Source organism: Spirochaeta isovalerica (genome assembly GCF_014207565.1).
Classification (GTDB): domain Bacteria; phylum Spirochaetota; class Spirochaetia; order DSM-2461; family DSM-2461; genus Spirochaeta_F; species Spirochaeta_F isovalerica.
On sequence record NZ_JACHGJ010000006.1, the window covers coordinates 169,566 to 185,565 of the forward strand.

General features: G+C 47.6%; 13 protein-coding genes. 7 read left to right on the top strand and 6 right to left on the bottom strand.

Annotated elements, in window-relative coordinates:
* The first annotated feature begins 101 nt into the window (after window positions 1-101).
* A complete protein-coding gene (locus tag HNR50_RS15390) occupies window positions 102-1,703 on the top strand; it encodes a two-component system sensor histidine kinase NtrB (RefSeq protein ID WP_184747673.1) in 1,602 nt (533 codons plus the stop codon).
* A gap of 137 nt (window positions 1,704-1,840) precedes the next feature.
* Window positions 1,841-3,256 (top strand): pyruvate kinase, encoded by a 1,416-nt coding sequence (pyk, locus tag HNR50_RS15395; RefSeq protein ID WP_184747674.1) that lies wholly within the window; start codon window positions 1,841-1,843, stop codon window positions 3,254-3,256.
* Window positions 3,257-3,314: 58 nt separating this feature from the next.
* Here pyk and HNR50_RS15400 read toward each other — a convergent pair whose 3' ends face one another.
* Window positions 3,315-4,997: a hypothetical protein gene (locus tag HNR50_RS15400; protein WP_184747675.1), complete on the bottom strand. Its 1,683-nt coding sequence runs from the start codon at window positions 4,995-4,997 to the stop codon at window positions 3,315-3,317.
* A gap of 45 nt (window positions 4,998-5,042) precedes the next feature.
* On the opposite strand from HNR50_RS15400, the gene HNR50_RS15405 reads away from it, so the two are divergent.
* Both HNR50_RS15405 and HNR50_RS15410 read left to right on the top strand, forming a co-directional pair.
* The gene (locus HNR50_RS15405) at window positions 5,043-6,482 is read left to right on the top strand and encodes a M20/M25/M40 family metallo-hydrolase (protein WP_184747676.1); all 1,440 of its coding nucleotides are present in this window, start codon (window positions 5,043-5,045) and stop codon (window positions 6,480-6,482) included.
* A 15-nt stretch (window positions 6,483-6,497) separates the two neighbouring features.
* On the top strand, window positions 6,498-7,955 hold the full coding sequence (locus HNR50_RS15410; RefSeq protein ID WP_184747677.1) for a YfcC family protein: 1,458 nt from the start codon (window positions 6,498-6,500) through the stop codon (window positions 7,953-7,955).
* Window position 7,956: 1 nt separating this feature from the next.
* On the opposite strand, the gene HNR50_RS15415 is transcribed toward HNR50_RS15410, so the two are convergent.
* Genes HNR50_RS15415 through HNR50_RS15425 form a run of 3 tightly spaced genes read right to left on the bottom strand, consistent with a single transcriptional unit; the run spans window position 7,957 to window position 11,128 of the window.
* Window positions 7,957-8,820: a hypothetical protein gene (locus HNR50_RS15415; RefSeq protein ID WP_184747678.1), complete on the bottom strand. Its 864-nt coding sequence runs from the start codon at window positions 8,818-8,820 to the stop codon at window positions 7,957-7,959.
* 11 nt (window positions 8,821-8,831) lie between these two features.
* A complete protein-coding gene (locus tag HNR50_RS15420; RefSeq protein ID WP_184747679.1) occupies window positions 8,832-10,634 on the bottom strand; it encodes a DegV family protein in 1,803 nt (600 codons plus the stop codon).
* Entirely contained in the window at window positions 10,631-11,128 is a 498-nt protein-coding gene (locus tag HNR50_RS15425) for a lipocalin family protein (RefSeq protein WP_184747680.1), read from the bottom strand. Before HNR50_RS15425 ends, HNR50_RS15420 begins: the two co-directional genes overlap by 4 nt.
* A 257-nt stretch (window positions 11,129-11,385) precedes the next feature.
* Between HNR50_RS15425 and HNR50_RS15430 the strand changes: the two genes are divergently transcribed.
* The 3 genes from HNR50_RS15430 to plsY are packed head-to-tail and all read left to right on the top strand — an operon-like array spanning window position 11,386 to window position 13,009.
* Window positions 11,386-11,574 carry a hypothetical protein gene (locus HNR50_RS15430; protein ID WP_184747681.1) on the top strand — a complete coding sequence of 63 codons (189 nt, stop codon included), beginning with the start codon at window positions 11,386-11,388 and terminating at the stop codon, window positions 11,572-11,574.
* Window positions 11,571-12,380, top strand: coding sequence for a DUF1295 domain-containing protein (locus HNR50_RS15435; RefSeq protein ID WP_184747682.1), 810 nt, complete (start codon window positions 11,571-11,573; stop codon window positions 12,378-12,380). Before HNR50_RS15430 ends, HNR50_RS15435 begins: the two co-directional genes overlap by 4 nt.
* Window positions 12,377-13,009 (top strand): glycerol-3-phosphate 1-O-acyltransferase PlsY, encoded by a 633-nt coding sequence (gene plsY / locus HNR50_RS15440; RefSeq protein WP_184747683.1) that lies wholly within the window; start codon window positions 12,377-12,379, stop codon window positions 13,007-13,009. The genes HNR50_RS15435 and plsY overlap by 4 nt, the downstream gene beginning before the upstream one ends.
* Window positions 13,010-13,073: 64 nt before the next feature.
* Here plsY and accB read toward each other — a convergent pair whose 3' ends face one another.
* Together accB and HNR50_RS15450 are read right to left on the bottom strand one after the other, a co-directional pair.
* The gene (accB, locus tag HNR50_RS15445; protein ID WP_184747684.1) at window positions 13,074-15,059 is read right to left on the bottom strand and encodes an acetyl-CoA carboxylase biotin carboxyl carrier protein; all 1,986 of its coding nucleotides are present in this window, start codon (window positions 15,057-15,059) and stop codon (window positions 13,074-13,076) included.
* Between the two features lie 21 nt (window positions 15,060-15,080).
* On the bottom strand, window positions 15,081-15,998 hold the full coding sequence (locus HNR50_RS15450) for an acetyl-CoA carboxylase carboxyltransferase subunit alpha (protein WP_184747685.1): 918 nt from the start codon (window positions 15,996-15,998) through the stop codon (window positions 15,081-15,083).
* Between the last annotated feature and the right edge of the window lie 2 nt (window positions 15,999-16,000).

The following is a 16,000-nucleotide window of genomic DNA, read 5'->3' on the forward strand; positions in this document are numbered from 1 at the left end:
ACAAAAGAACAGCCTTCTATCTGTTCGTTTTAATTTCAATATGTTTTGTCCTCTTTATCCTGTACTTCAATCATTATAAAATGCGCTGGCAGGAGAGGGAGATGGAACGTCACGCCATCGTCATAGAAGAGGATTTCTGGGCTCTCGACGCTCAGGGCCCTCTTAAATATCTCACTCTCGTTTCCCAGCGGGAGAGTTTCGGAAGCATCTCCATTTACGGTTTGAACGGCGAGGAGTTCCTCAATATAGAAGAGCCCGAGTTTACCGGCTTCGATAGATTTCTGGATAATGTCGGACTGATACCGGAAACCATTATGCAGTTCGACATCGTTCATGACGGTGAAGTTATCGGATATCTGACGGCGGCATACCGCAATAAAAACATTTACATCTATTTTTACGCCTTTATCGTTTTCATACTCATCTACTTCGTGATTATTCTCTTTCTCAAGACGGTGGGGGACAAACATCAGCTGGAACACCGGGTCCGGGAAAGAACCATCGAGTTGGAAGAAGAGATTGAAGAGAGAATCAAAATAGAGCTGGAGCTGAAAGAAGCGCGGAATTACATTTCCAATATTATAGATTCCATGCCTTCCATACTGATCAGCGTCGATTCGGAGGGGCGGATCACTCAGTGCAACAAAACCGCCGAGGAAATGACCGGCATCGACAGAAAGGAATCTCTCGGCATGTTCATCGATTCCCTTATCCCCCAGATGAAGCTCCGCATGAAATACATCCGGGAAAACATAGAAAGCGGCGAAATAAAGCAGGAGCAGAAAGTCCTTATAAAAGAAAACGGCAATATCAGATATGCGGATATTACAATTTATCCTCTGACCGAAGAAGGGGCGAAGGGAGCCGTTATCCGGCTGGATGATGTGACCAATAAAGTCCGCCTCGAAGAGATGATGATCCAGAGCGAAAAAATGTTATCGGTCGGCGGGCTTGCCGCGGGAATGGCCCATGAGATCAACAACCCCCTTGGCGGTATGATGCAGACAGCCCATGTCATGGAGAACAGGCTCGGTAAAAGCCTGGATATGCCGGGCAATGTGAAAGCGGCGGAAGAAGCCGGCACGACTATGGAAGCTATCAAAGCCTTTATGGATTCCCGCGGGATTCCGAGAATGATCAATTCCATAAATGAATCGGGACGGCGTGTGGCCGAGATTATCGAGAACATGCTTTCCTTTTCCAGAAAAAGCGATGGCCAGTCGACGACCAGAAATGTCAATGAACTGATCGAAAAAACACTCGAACTGGCTTATTCCGATTATGACCTGAAAAAACAATATGATTTCAAGCTAGTCAATATCGAGCGCGATTTCGCCGAAGAGCTGCCCATGATTCCCTGCCAGCAGGGGAAAATCCAGCAGGTTCTTCTCAATATACTGAGAAACGGGGCTCAGGCCATGCAGAAGGCCAATACGGATAATCCGACCTTCCGGATAAAAACATATGCCGATGATCGTAAGAAAATGGTCTGCATGGAAATTGAGGACAATGGCCCGGGAATGGATGAGAATACGAGAAAACGTGTCTTCGAACCCTTTTTTACCACTAAGGAAGTGGGAGTCGGGACGGGATTGGGATTAAGCGTTTCCTATTTTATCATTACTGAAAACCATAGCGGGGAAATGGAAGTGGAATCCCATCCCGGAGAAGGGGCGCGTTTTATCATCAGGTTGCCATATTAAAAAAAAGAACTGACTTAATTAACATGTTTTTTCTTTCTTGTAAAGAAAAAACGAGTCTAAAACTCCCATTTATTGACATGAGAGAGCCATATCTTTATCATTTTAGTCATTAGTAACAAGCGGAGTAAAATAAACAAATGAAGAGAAAACACACCAAGATTGTTGCCACAATCTCGGACTTAAAATGCGATGTCGAATTTCTCAGGGAATTGCATGAAAGCGGAATGGATGTTGTCCGTCTCAATACGGCTCATCAGACTCATGAAGACACACTGAAGGTTATAGAAAATGTAAGAAGGGTCTCATCGAAGATAGCTCTTCTTCTCGACACGAAAGGACCGGAAGTCAGAACCTGTGAAATGGAATCGGTTCTTACGGTCAAGGAAGGTGATGAGCTGGTCATCAGCGACAAAGTCCTGAAGGGAAAAACCTGCTTCAAAGTCAATTACTCCGGATTTGTCAAAGATGTGAATGTGGGTAATACCATCCTCATCGATGACGGCGAAACGGGAATGAAAGTCGTAAATAAAAAAGACGGCGCCCTGTTCTGCGAAGTTCTCAACGACGGTGAAATCAAAAACAATAAAAGCGTCAATGTCCCCGATGTCTCCATTCAGCTTCCCTCTCTGACCCAGAAGGATAAAGACTATATTCAGTTCGCTGCTGAAAACGACCTCGACTTCATAGCCCATTCCTTTGTGAGGAACAAACAGGATGTTCTGGATGTACAGGCTATTCTTGACAAGCATAACAGCAAAGCCAAAATCATTGCCAAGATCGAAAACCGAGAAGGCGTTGACAATATCGAAGAGATTCTCGATCACGCTTACGGTGTCATGATTGCCAGAGGTGACCTCGGAATAGAGATTCCCGCAGAAGAAGTACCGGTAGCTCAGAAAAAAATTATCGACATTTGCATCAAGCGGGCCCAGCCGGTAATTACAGCAACCCAGATGCTCCACACCATGATCAAAAATCCCCGTCCCACCAGAGCTGAAGTCAGCGATGTGGCCAATGCCGTTTTCGACGGAACCGACGCCCTTATGCTTTCCGGGGAGACAGCCTACGGGGACTATCCCGTTGAAGCCGTTCAGACTATGGCCTCAATCGCCCGCAATGTGGAATCTCAAAAGTCCCAGGCTTTATCCTGCAAAGGATACAGAGATGCGACTGTCAGAAGTTTTCTGGCGAGAAATGCCGTCAAAGCGGCGACCCAGCTTCCCGTTACGGCCATTGTTGCCGATACCCATTCGGGATATTCAGCCAGAATCCTGGCTTCCCATCGATCGCATGTTCCCATATATGTTATGTGTCATAAAAAAGATGTCATGCGCCGCATGTCTCTTATTTACGGACTTGACGCGCATTATATAGAAGCCGCCGAAACGATTAATGACCTGACAACGAGAAACCTGAATCATCTTGTTAAGGAAACGGACTTGAATATCAGCGATCTGGTTGTTCTTATGGCCGGGAATCCCCAGTCCACCGAAGCAGCCGATTTCATAGAAATCAATACTGTGGCGAACTGTGTGAAGAACACCCTTACCTGATTGATGTTATGTTGTGAATAAGCGGAAGCCTTTCCCCTACCGGGAAGGGCTTTTTTTATCAGCTCTCTCTGTTCCCGGAGTTTCTCCGGATTTTTTCATTTTCCTTTTCAATGAATTCGGCTGATTCCCTGTTGAATCTTTCGATATTGTCACAAATCCGGTTTATATCGATCTGGTTTGTTTTAATTCTCTTTTGTGTGAACCGGACATCTTCCATCAGTTCGTTGAAACGGGTCCGGCTGAGAAATGGTTTTACCTGAACGATGTTCTTCGGCTGATAGACGAAAAGATCGCTGAGCACTGTGTGATTGAGCTGACCGAGAAAAATCTGAATGGTCTTGCTGTCCATCCGCATAAGGGCGTTATAACTGCCCATATTGCTCATCAGTTTTTTCAGTCTCAGCATTTTGCTTTCCTGGAGCCTGGCTCCGGTCTCTCTCTCCAGAATCATGAGTGTATTTGATCCCAGTAGAATCTTGTTGTCCATGATCTGATTGTAAAGCTCTTCCAGTAGTTTCCTGTTTCGTTCCAGGAGCTCTTCGAGGGAGTCAGAGCAGCCACTCCCCGCTATAAACCCGTCGCGTAGTCTTACAGGCAGATGGCTGAGAAGATTCTGTCGGCTTCTGAAAGGTATGGATGTCATCCCGATCCGGTCGCCTTTGCGGATTTTGTGATAGAAAAGCTCTCTCAGTTCATTGCCGCTTAAAGAACGGGCCAGAAAGAAATTCTGACAGATCAGATTGATGTCCCGTTTTCCCGCCAGAGTCAGGAGATCATCCAGAAGAAAACGTCCCTCTGTGAGGTGGAAGCTGGAAAAATTTCTGCTGAAGAGTTCGCGGTTCGTCTGAAGAATCTTACCCTTGACGGTTGAGCATTCCTGTTCCGGCAGAAGATTGATCAGCTTGCGGGGGAATCGGAAGGCATAGGTGAGGGAACCGCCGGGAGAATATATGTTTCCCTCCAGTTCATAACCGTCGGCCATGGCGTCGATATCCCCTGAAAATGGTCCCGCCGAACGGATTTTCACTTCTTTATTCATAAGCCGTCCGAGGCTGTTTTTCTGCGCTTTCATAAGCTGAGCCGATAAGGTGGCGATTGAGGGATTCTGGCCTTTAAAACTATAGAAGCACTCCGTATCCCTATTGTCGATGGTGAACGTGCACCTGTAGAGGCTGCAGCCTTCAGCTGAAACGGGGACCGGATCGAAGCATATTTGTGAATAATCAGCACAGATAGGGGAGTTCCCGATAGTCAGTTCCGGAATAAGGTAACTCCCGAAGGCAAACTCTCTGCTTCTTTTTACTATCAGGCATTTGCTGTCTTTTTCCTGTCCCGATTCCTGATCGGATTTAACTATATAATAGCTGTTTTTCCCTCCGGCGATCACCTCCTTTTCCCCAATGTTCCAGAAAAGAGGCTCTTTGTCTTCGACGGTGAGGATTCCGGGCAGGACCTCGAGGGCCAGAGCTTCATTGAGAAGATGACTGATCTGTTCTTTCTGAAAACCGTCATCTTTGAGCACTATGGAAAAATCGAAAATATCGCTGCTTCCGCACAGATGGAAATAGAGCCAGGGGACCGAATCGTCCAGCCTTTTCCTCATCTCTGCCGTATCGATTATCTCTGTTTCTTCATTGAGGTTCAGCAGCTTATTGAGGATGCCGGTTATTCGTTTTTCCGGCGGAACAGGAGCTTCTTCGGAACTCTGATTATTTTTTTTTCTTTTAAAGAGCTTCAGCATTTTTTTTTCTGTTTTTACAGCAGGGTATAGAGTAGTATGATTCTCATGATATACTCTATTTTTGCCGTTCTCCTTGCCATTACAGTTGTTTTAGTACTCAATACTTTGAGGTTCCGCGGGAAATTCACCGGGATAATTGAATCCCTTCCTTTTGAACTATCGGATCATATCGTCGATAAACTGAAGCGGGCCGTTGCCATAAAGTCTGTTAGCCACAGTGATTACTCCCTCAATGATCTGGAAGAATTCAAAAAAATCATCCCTTTTATCGAAAATAACTATCCCGGAGTCATTTCCGGAATGGAACTTGAGGTTATGGGTGATTATTCCTGTATTCTCAAGTGGCCCGGCAAAGATGAATCGGTAAAACCTGTTCTCTTTCTCGCCCATTACGATGTTGTTCCCGTCGTTCCCGGGAAGTGGTCCGCCGATCCTTTCGGAGGAGAAGAGAAAGACGGGTTTATCTGGGGGCGGGGGACCCTGGATACAAAAAATACCTTTACCGCTCTTCTTGAATCAGCCGAACAACTCCTTTCCAGCGGATATACTCCCGACCGTACGGTGTATTTTGCCTTCGGCGGAGATGAAGAGACTCAGGGAACCGAAGGGGCCGGTAGAATAAGCGCTTATTTTCAAAAAACGGGTATGGAATTCGACTGGCTTCTCGATGAGGGGGGAGTCGTAGCCGAGAACGCCCTGGCCATGGTTAAAGAGCCTCTGGCCCTGGTCGGCATTTCAGAGAAGGGATATGTCAATATCCGGATCGCCGCGGAAGGGAAGGGAGGGCACTCCTCCATGCCCCCTGCTCACAGTGCGGCGGGGCTTATTGCCCGGGCCGTGGCCACTATGGAAAACCGCCCTTTTCCGGCAAAGCTGACACCTACAGTGGAAGCCTTTCTGAAAGGGATTGTCCCTTTTGTGAGTTTTCCTGTCGCCATTGTTCTGGCCAATCAGCGTATCTTTTCTCCGGTCATTAAAAAACTGCTTCTCGCCGGTGACCAGACGGCAGCTTTGATCCGCACGACCCAGGCCGTGACGATAATCCGTTCGGGAAAAAAAGAGAATGTTCTTCCCTCGTCGGGTGAAGCGATAATCAATCTGAGGATTCTTCCCGGGGAAACAGTGGACAGTACGGTAAAAAGGGTCTCGCAGATTTTGAAGCATCAACCGGTAACAGTGGAAAACTACAGCATGAACGATTCCAATGATCCCGTGGAGGAATCGGAACTGTATAACGAACCGTACAGGCTGATTGAATCTGTCATAGGTGGAGTTTTTAAAGGGGCTGTTACGGCTCCCTATATGATGACCGGCGCTACGGACTCCAAACACTACAGAAATGTCTGCAGGAACATATACCGTTTTTCCCCCATGAGCCTGAAAAGCGAAGAGATCGCCCTTATCCACAGTGCCGATGAGAGGATATCCCGGGAAAACTATAGGAAAGCCATACAGTTCTACATGACGTTATTGAATGAAATTTAAGGAATGGAAAAATAGATGGGAAACAGCGAAAGTTCAGTAAAAATAGGAAAAAAAGCCTTCCTCGGCTCAGTCATAATCATTTTCGTGCTTATGATCATATCGGGGATTATGGGACGGATTCTGCCGGCGGGCAGTTTTGACAGAGTTGTAGACGGTGCCAGAGAGGTGGTTGTCAGCGGCTCTTTTCATTATACCGAAGCACCGGATTATCCGATATGGCGGTGGCTGACCGCTCCGGTTGAGGTTTTATGGGGGGCTGACAGCCTCACAATTATCACTCTTTCGCTGCTTATTATTTTTATAAGCGGTTCCGTTACGGTTCTGGAGACCGCCGGAGTTATCACCTATATTCTCGATGAGCTCGTTGAAAAATTCAGAAGCCGCAAATACCTCCTTATGGCCATGATTATTTTTCTCTTTATGTTTCTTGCTTCATTTCTGGGTATATACGAAGGTCTGGTTCCGCTCATTCTTTTTATCGTACCGCTGGCCCATTCCCTGGGATGGGATTCCCTGACGGGACTGGGGATGAGCCTGATGCCTCTGGCTTTCGGATTCTCTTCCGCCGTTACTAACCCCTTCACAATCGGCGTCGCCCAGAAAATAGCCGAGCTTCCTCTTTTCTCCGGGGCCTGGTACCGAATTATCTTCTTCGTTGTCGTTTACTTTTTCGTTTATCTATTCGTCAGTACCTATGCGAAGAAGATCGAGAGAAAACCGGAACTCTCTATTGTCTACAAAGAGGATCTGGAGGTAAAAAGAACCGAAGGAGAATTGCACAAAACAAAACTTTCCGATTCGGAAAAGAAGAAAATGAGCCGGGCGGTTATCTGGTTTACCCTGTCCATGACCGCCGCCATAATCATGGTGCTCCTCTCATCGATGGTTTCAGCTCTTTCCGATCTGGCTTTTCCTCTAATGGGATTGTTTTTCCTAATCGGAGGAATCGGTAGTGCTTTTCTCGTGGGAATAAAGGGGCGGAACATCCTGCGGTTCTTCGGCAGGGGAACTCTCGGAATCCTGCCGGGAATTCTCCTCGTTCTCATGGCTTACAGCGTCAAGCACATCATAGATCAGGCTCAGATTACCGATACCATTCTCTATCTGGCATCGGGTGCCATAAGCAAGGCATCGCCCGACGCGGCGGCCTTCCTCGTATACGCCCTCACCCTGGGGATGAACTTCTTTATCGGTTCGGCTTCGGCGAAAGCCTTTCTTATGATGCCTATCCTGACGCCTCTGGCCGATCTGGTGGGGATAACCCGCCAGACGGCCGTTCTGGCTTTCGACTTCGGAGACGGATTCAGCAATATGGTCTATCCGTCCAACGCCCTGCTTCTCATCGCGCTGGGATTTACGGTCGTCTCCTATCCCAAATGGATCCGCTGGACATTTCCCCTTCAGCTGGTCATGCTCGGCCTGACCTGCGCCTTTCTCTGGGGAGCCGTCCAGTTCGGATTCGGGCCTTTTTAGCTTACCGGATTCTCAGTCCGATGGAGAAATTCAAAGTGGCCAGATTGTTTGTTGAATAATTTTCTATGGTCTGGGTCCAGAAGCGGTCTTCATACTGGCTGACTCCATCGGAAGTTCCTCCGAGGAAGCGGACATTGACATAAGTATCTATACCGTTTTTCAGAGGGAATAAAACCCTGAGGGACGTATCGAGGAGACTGCCTTCGAACTGGAAATCCGCACCGTTGAAGAAGGCGGAGCTGGCGTAGATTCCCGTGGCTTCAAAGCCCAGGCCGATGCCCGAGGGGAAGCGGTACTCGGCGGCGAGGTAGAGAGCCGGTACCAGTCCCAGGTTCTGGCTCGTCGTGGACTGCGTCCCGTTTTTTTCAGAGAAAATGATCGAGGCATTTCTCAACTGGAGCGCCACGCCGGCTACGACATCGAGATCTTTCCGCTTGAAGAAATCGAAACCGTAGGTGAAGCGCCAGAAGGAGAAGCCGTACTGGATATCCATAGGCGTTCCCGAGGCAAAAGTAACCTGATCGACAGTCACATCATCGCGGAAGGTCACTTCCGTATTAACGATCAGAGGCTGATAAAGGGCATTGAAGATATGGCGGTCCGCTATGACCATTCCCGCTTCTACGCGGCTGAAGGGAAAGAGGATCTCCTGGCCTCCCATGGTGACGAAATCGAAATCGGTTCCCGCGTCGCCGTTCTGATAGTGGTGGTAGAGCACTTTCGTGACTCCGCCCTCAACTTTGGCGTTGAACTTGAAAAGGCTGTCAGGCTTGTTGATAAGGCTCTCTTCATCCCATGATAGACTGAATAGGTTGTTTACCAGAATGGTGAACAATAAAGTTGTGATAATAGCGATTTTTCTCATTTTATAACTCCTTACTTTTCTATGACACCGATTGCCAGGGCTCCCCGTCCCGAGTGCATGCCCACTATAGGGGAAATGGAAGTAATGTAATCGGGTGCCGTACCCGTAGCGTCATTCAAAGACCTGGCGAACTCATCGGCTTTCTTTTCCGCCGCTGCATGAACTATGGCGTATGATTGAATGCCCTTTGTCTCTGATGTCTTTTTCATAATGGAAATAATCTTTTTTACAAGACCGGCGCGGGAAAAAGCCTTATCGAAAGCCTTTCCCTTTCCTGTCGCATCGAGTGATACAATCGGCTTAAGGTGGAGAAGGGAGGCTACAAACCCTTTCAGCGGGCTGACTCTGCCACCCTTCACCATATATTTAAAAGTGCTGACACTTACGTAAATCCGTATTTTCTTCTTGAGATCTTCAGCGGCTGTCACCAGCTCTTCGAGCGTTTTGCCTTTGTTTGCCTGTCGGGCTATTTCGCGGACAAGCAGTCCCTGGGCCACTGAATTGAGACAGGTGTCTATGACAGCTATGCGTTTTTTTGTTTTGTTATAGGGCAGAGCCGATTGAGTCATCTGATTCCATGTGCCGCTGAGCGATCTGGCTACGGGCAGAACAATAACCGAATCGTAATAATCGGTCAGATACTGAAAGATGGATTCGATCCTGCCCGGTTCCGGAACGGAGCTGCCCGGAAAAGAGGACCGTATCTGCTGTTCCCTGTAGAACTGTTCCGGCGTAATGGTAACGCGGTCGAGATATTCAGCATCATCCCAGCTGAGTTTCAGGTTTATCACATGGATCTGCTCCTCATCGAGGATCTCCTGGGGAATATCGGCAATGGAATCAGTCAGGACGGCTACAGAGCTCTTCCGTGCATTGACGACCTGCTGCTGTCTGACCATATCGTCGGCCTTTTCCTCTTCAATTGCGCCGTATCTCCGCAAAATATCCGCAGCCTCATAAGGAACGCTCGTATGAATGTGGATCCTTGTCTTCTCCTTACCCTCGTTGATTATCAGAGAATCGCCCAGGGGGCTCAATTCTTTTCTCAGGTTTTCTGCATCATCTAGCCTGTTGCCGATGAGAAACTCTGTACAGTATCTGAAGGGCGGTACGTCGCTGTTTTTGTGGCGGCTCATGTTTTCATTAATTGAAACCGGCTCTTTTCCCGCAAGAAGCTGACGTCTGAAGGATAAGGGGACCGGACCCTGGAAACGAAGGGTTTCAACACCTTTCAGAAAGGAGACGAATCCCAGAGCCCCGGCGTCTATGACATTATTCTCTTTCAGTACCTGGAGCTGATCCCTGGTTTTTTCCAGAACCTGGGCAGCTTTGTCAAAAGCTCTCCGGAAGATTTCTCCGGGAGGATGATTTTGCACGCTGTGCTGATAGAGCGACTCGGACCAGGCCTTCAGAACTGTGAGTATTGTCCCTTCAACAGGTTTATCCATTGCCCTGTATGCCATGTCTACTGATTCTTTAGCGGCCAGAGCGAAATCATCCATGGAAAGACTGTCTTTCCCTTCGGTATGAATGGCTAGTCCGTTGAGGTACTGTGAAAATATCATACCCGAATTGCCCCGAGCGCTATCGAGAGAAAGGCTCGCGATGCGGGAGAGAACGGCAGTGGCCGAGCGTGACGACTCCAGACGATTGGCTATCATTTTTACGGTTCTCACCATATTGTTACCCGTATCCCCGTCGGCAACGGGGAAAACGTTGATCCGGTTCAAATGCTGCCTTTCTTTGTTAATACTCATAACTCCGGCGAGAAATCCATGGTAAATCTGATAGCCGTTCATAACATCATCGCTCATTCTGCAGACTCCTTTTGTTCCATTTCTATGATGTCCTTTCTGTCGAAACCTCTTTCTGTCATCCTGTTTATGATGCCTTCGAGAACTCCGGTTTCCATTACGGGGGAGCGGGCCATTATCCAAAGGTATTTATAATTATTTGTACCGATAACGGTATAGGAGTAATCTTCAGCGAGCTCCAAAACGTAATAAGGCAGCTTCAGAGGCCAAAGAGGCTGCACACGCCATTCAGCATTGGTCTCAAAATCATAGACCCAGCCTTTCTGATACATGACTTTCTCTTTAGGATTTTCCGAGCCTTTCGTAAAAGTATATCGAACCCGTATATTTCCTTCACTGTCTATAGAATAATTTTCTATGCCGTGGGAAGCACCTTTTTCGAATGCCGTTGGAATCAGGGCTATGACATACCAGTCTCCTGAGAAACGTTCAAGGTCTACATAGTCTACAGTTTTATGGAAAGGTTCCGTATTTCCCGAAGCTGATAAATTCATAATCCCTCCTGTAAAAAATATAATTAACAATAAAGAATTAAACAACGTCCGCTTCACTTTTTAACATCCTGAATTCAAAGATTACAATATTAAATATATCAAAAAGAAATATAAAGGCAAGAATAAATTTGAATAAACTGCAAATAGTTACTATTATTATATATATAGGAGTTTAATTTGTATGAAAAATAGCAAAGTGATATTATTTGTTCTTCTGGGTATCCCCCTATCCGCTGAACAACAGTCGAGTTGAAACTATGAAACTGAAATATGGGCAATCGGCTTTTCTCAGTCTTTGTATTGAACCTGTGGAAAATGTCGTCGACAATATGAGTGGTCCGCTCAGCGAAATTCACGGTCAAACCATATTGCCAGAACCTGGTTATGGCGATCCGTCAAAATTGGTTTTTGCAGAAATTATTTATACTTACGGAGAAAAATTATGATTCAATTTATCAACAGCCAGCCTCTTCCGGCTTCTCTTTTATTCAGCTTAGGCATTAATTTTGCTTTTTTCCTTGTGGCTTTGATTTTTAAAACCGACAAAGTGACTGATTTGTCCTACAGCCTAACTTTTGCTGTATTGGCTCCTCTTCTTTTGTTTGCTGCAGGTCCGGATTTCACATTGATTCAATTACTGGTTGCTGCTGCCGTTCTCTTATGGGCTCTCAGGTTGGGCGGCTATCTTTTTATGCGGATAATCATTACGAAAACCGATGAGCGCTTTGATGACAAAAGGAACAACCCTGCCAATCTGATCCGCTTCTGGGTTCTGCAGATGATAGCGGTGTGGGTCATCATGCTGCCAGTCACCTTTTTTCTGACAGTTCGGGAAGTACCTTTCAATCTGTATCTCCACTCTATTGGCTTTGTCCTTTTTGCAATCGGATTTATTATCGAGAGCATCAGCGATCATCAGAAATTCCGCTTTAAGAACAATGAAAAAAATAAAGGGTTGTGGATTGAAAATGGTTTGTGGAAATACTCCCGACACCCTAATTATTTCGGTGAAATGCTGGTCTGGTGGGGGCTTTTTATTGCAGCTATCCCGGCTTTGGGCGGTTTGAAGATTCTGACTGTTATGGGTCCTGTTTTTATTACTCTTCTTCTTCTCTTCGTCAGCGGAATTCCCCTTCTGGAGAAAAGCGCCGAAAAGAAATACGGAGGAAATCCCCTCTACCGGTCATACCGGGACAGGACAAGTTTATTAATTCCTTTTCCTCCCAAGTCTGCCAGGGAAGATAAGTCATGACGCTTCTACTCATTGCGGGAGCCTATCTCATCGGCTCTGTTCCCGCTGCCCTTCTGGCCGGATTCATCATCACAGGAAAGGATATTCGAAAGGAGGGGAGCGGTAACGCCGGAGCCACTAATGTTTTCCGTATTCTCGGTGCGAAAGCCGCGCTCCCAGTCGCACTGTTCGATTTTTCCAAGGCCTTTTTTCCTGTTTTTTATAGTCAATGGCTTTCCGGGTTTTTCGGCATCCAGTGGGACAATCAATTACTGTTGAAACTCCTGATTCTGAGTGCCGTGATTCTCGGCCATGTCTTTCCCATCTGGTCGGGATTCAAAGGGGGGAAGGCTGTTGCATCCGGTGCAGGAGGCGTTTCTGCTCTCTTTCCACCGGCGTTGCCGGCCTGTCTTATTTTATTTCTCATAATAGCTTTCCTGACCGGATATGTTTCGGTCGCCTCTTTGACCGCAGCCTGGTTTCTGCCAATCTTCTACCGTATTTTTACTTGGCTTGCGGGGTATCACTACTCTCCTGAACTGCAAGTCTTCTTCATCGCAACCGCTATTGTTATAACGGTCCTCCACAGAAAAAATATCGTCAGACTAATGAGAGGAGAAGAGAACAGATTCAGAAGGAAAAGAGACTGACCTTACAATAAAAAAAAGGATTGTCCAGCTTTGAGGACAATCCTTTTTTCAATATTCCTATGGACTATTTCAGGCCGATAAGCACATCACCTTTGGACACTTTATCTCCATCTTTATAGAAAATGGCACCGACGATACCGTCTTTTGTGGCTTTGATTTCGTTGAAAAGCTTCATGGCTTCAACTATACAAACCGTATCTCCGGCTTTTACCGAATCGCCCACTTTGACAAAAGGAGGCTGTCCAGGTTCCGAAGCGGCGTAAAACGTTCCCACAAGCGGCGCCGTAACTGTATTGTCATATGCTGATGCATCTCCGGCTGAAGCAGCAGGAGCCTGAGGTGCCGTTTCCTGAGGCGCAGGTGACGATTGAGCCGGTTCTACTGGCGAAGGAGCCGCTGCAGGCTGAGGCTGTGCCGAAGGTCGGGGGGCCGCTCCGTTGGCTCTGATATCAATTGAGAAATCACCCTTGCGGATGGAAAGCTCATCCAGATTCAGTCCTGCCGTCTGAGCGATAACATGAGCTATCCCCGTATAGTCGTTGGTGTGGACCATCTGGTCCGTATCTGCCTTACCGTTCCCCTGTTTCATAGCCAGGTCGGTAATCTTCACTTCTTCCGTCGATTTATCCGCTTCCATTTCAAGGTCCGCCGGTATGGGATCCCTTTCTTCTTCAGGCAGGTTTCTCCATTTGAAATATTCGATAGCCACTTCGGGGAACATGGCGTAGGAAAGAACATCTTCATCTTCTTTGATCAGTCCCGCCTCGAGATCATTGGCGATTGTGGGGAGCATCGGCTTGATATCGTCCGCCGGCCTGTGGTCGATCGGTTTTTCATCGCCGAGAATCTTTTTGATAAACTCGGGATCGATCGGCGCTGGTGAACGGCCGTACTTGCCTCTGACGTATTCTTTCACTTCATTGGGAACCATGGAATAGCGTTCGCCCGAAAGGACGTTCATAACAGCCTGGGTTCCGACGATCTGACTGGTAGGAGTTACCAGAGGGGGGTATCCCAGATCTTTACGGACAGCTGTGACTTCTTTGAGAGCATCGTCCAGTTTATCCAGGGCACCCTGCATATCGAGCTGGGAGCGGAAATTGGAAATCATACCGCCGGGAATCTGGTGAACCAGAATGCCGGGATCGATAATGGAATCCATAGCTGTGCTTTTATGGGCTCTCTTGTGTTTGAGTTTGCTGAAGAAAGCGGCAATATCCGCCAGAGCGTCAAAATCGAGGTTGGTGGCGTAATTCGTTTCATTGAATATGGAGGCCAGAGTCTCGACCGGCGGCTGAGAGGTAAATCCGGCCATGCTGGAGATGGAACAGTCTATGGCTCCCGCTCCGGCTCTCACTCCCTCCACATAGGTTGGGGTCGCCATACCGCTGGTGGCATGAGCGTGAAGCTGAATGGGAACATCCACTTCCTTAATAAGGGCTGATACCAGTTTTTCCGCCATTATGGGGCTCAGGATTCCCGCCATATCTTTAATACAGAGTGAGTCCACGCCCAACTGAACCTGCTCCTTCGCATATTCAACATATTTCTCAACAGTGTGAACAGGTGACGTGGTGTAGGCAAGTGTACCCTGGGCATGACCGCCGTGTTTTTTTACGGCTTTAATCGCGGCCTCGAGGTTTCTCGTGTCATTAAGCGCATCGAAAATCCGGAAAATATCAATCCCGTTTTTACAGGCCAGGGCTACGAATTTATCTATGACATCATCGGAATAGTTCCTGTATCCGACGGCATTCTGTCCGCGGAGGAGCATCTGCAGAGGCGTTTTTGTCGCGCGTTTCTTAACTTCCCTCAGTCTCTCCCAGGGGTTCTCTCTGAGAAAGCGCATACATACGTCGAAAGTGGCTCCGCCCCACATTTCAAGGGAGTAGTATCCGGCCTTGTCAATCGTATCGATGATTTCCATTATGTCGGAAGTCCTCATTCTGGTCGCCCAGAGGGACTGATGAGCGTCTCTCAATGTCGTATCGGTAATTCTCAAAGGCAGCTTGTGCAGAGCGTCTTCTTTTTTCTGACTTCTATCGGCCATATTAATAACTCCTGTTTCTTTCTACTCGTTGTAGATACCCATTTTGGAAAATTTTTCAAAACGGCGTTTTGTCAATTTGGCTTTGGGAACTTTCTTAAGGCCCTTCAGCTCTTCCAGTATTGCTTTTTTAACGGCGGCGAAAGTGGCATCGTAATCTGTATGGGCCCCTTCCGTCGGCTCTTCTATTATTCTGTCAATAACATCCAGTTCTTTCAGGGACGGTGCTGTCGGCTTGAGCGCGGCGGCGGCAATCGGTGCCTTCGTGCCGTCTCTCCAGAGAATTCCCGCGCATCCTTCCGGCGAAATAACCGAATAAACCGCATTGGAGAGCATCAGAATTCTGTCTCCCACTCCGATTCCCAGAGCACCGCCGGAACCGCCTTCTCCCACGACCACGCAGATTATGGGGACTTTGATCCGGGCCATTTCAACCAGGTTTCTGGCTATGGCCTCGGCCTGCCCCCTTTCTTCCGCTTCCAGACCGGGGAAAGCTCCCTGTGTATCTATGAATGTGATTATGGGGACATTGAACCGCTCGGCGAGCTGCATCATCCTCAGGGCTTTTCTGTAACCGTCGGGTAAGGCGCATCCGAAGTTCCTTTCGATGTTTTCCTCGATCGTCTTACCTTTGTTATGACCGACAACCATAACCGGTTCTCCGCCGATCCGGGCGAAACCGGAAGCGATGGCCTTGTCATCGGAAAAACGTCTGTCTCCGTGGAATTCGGTAAAATCGGTAAAAATCGCCCCCAGATAATCCTGAAGAACAGGTCTCAGAGGGTTCCTTGCCAGCTTGACTGTTTCCCAGGGAGTCCGGTCCTGGGGCTGTAAGCTTAGTTCCGCCAGCTCTTTTTTAACTTTGGCTATCTCTTTTTTAAACAGCTCCGGGGAGTTGGACATCAAAGCCAGTTTCTTTTCCAGTTCTATTTTGCTTACCATCT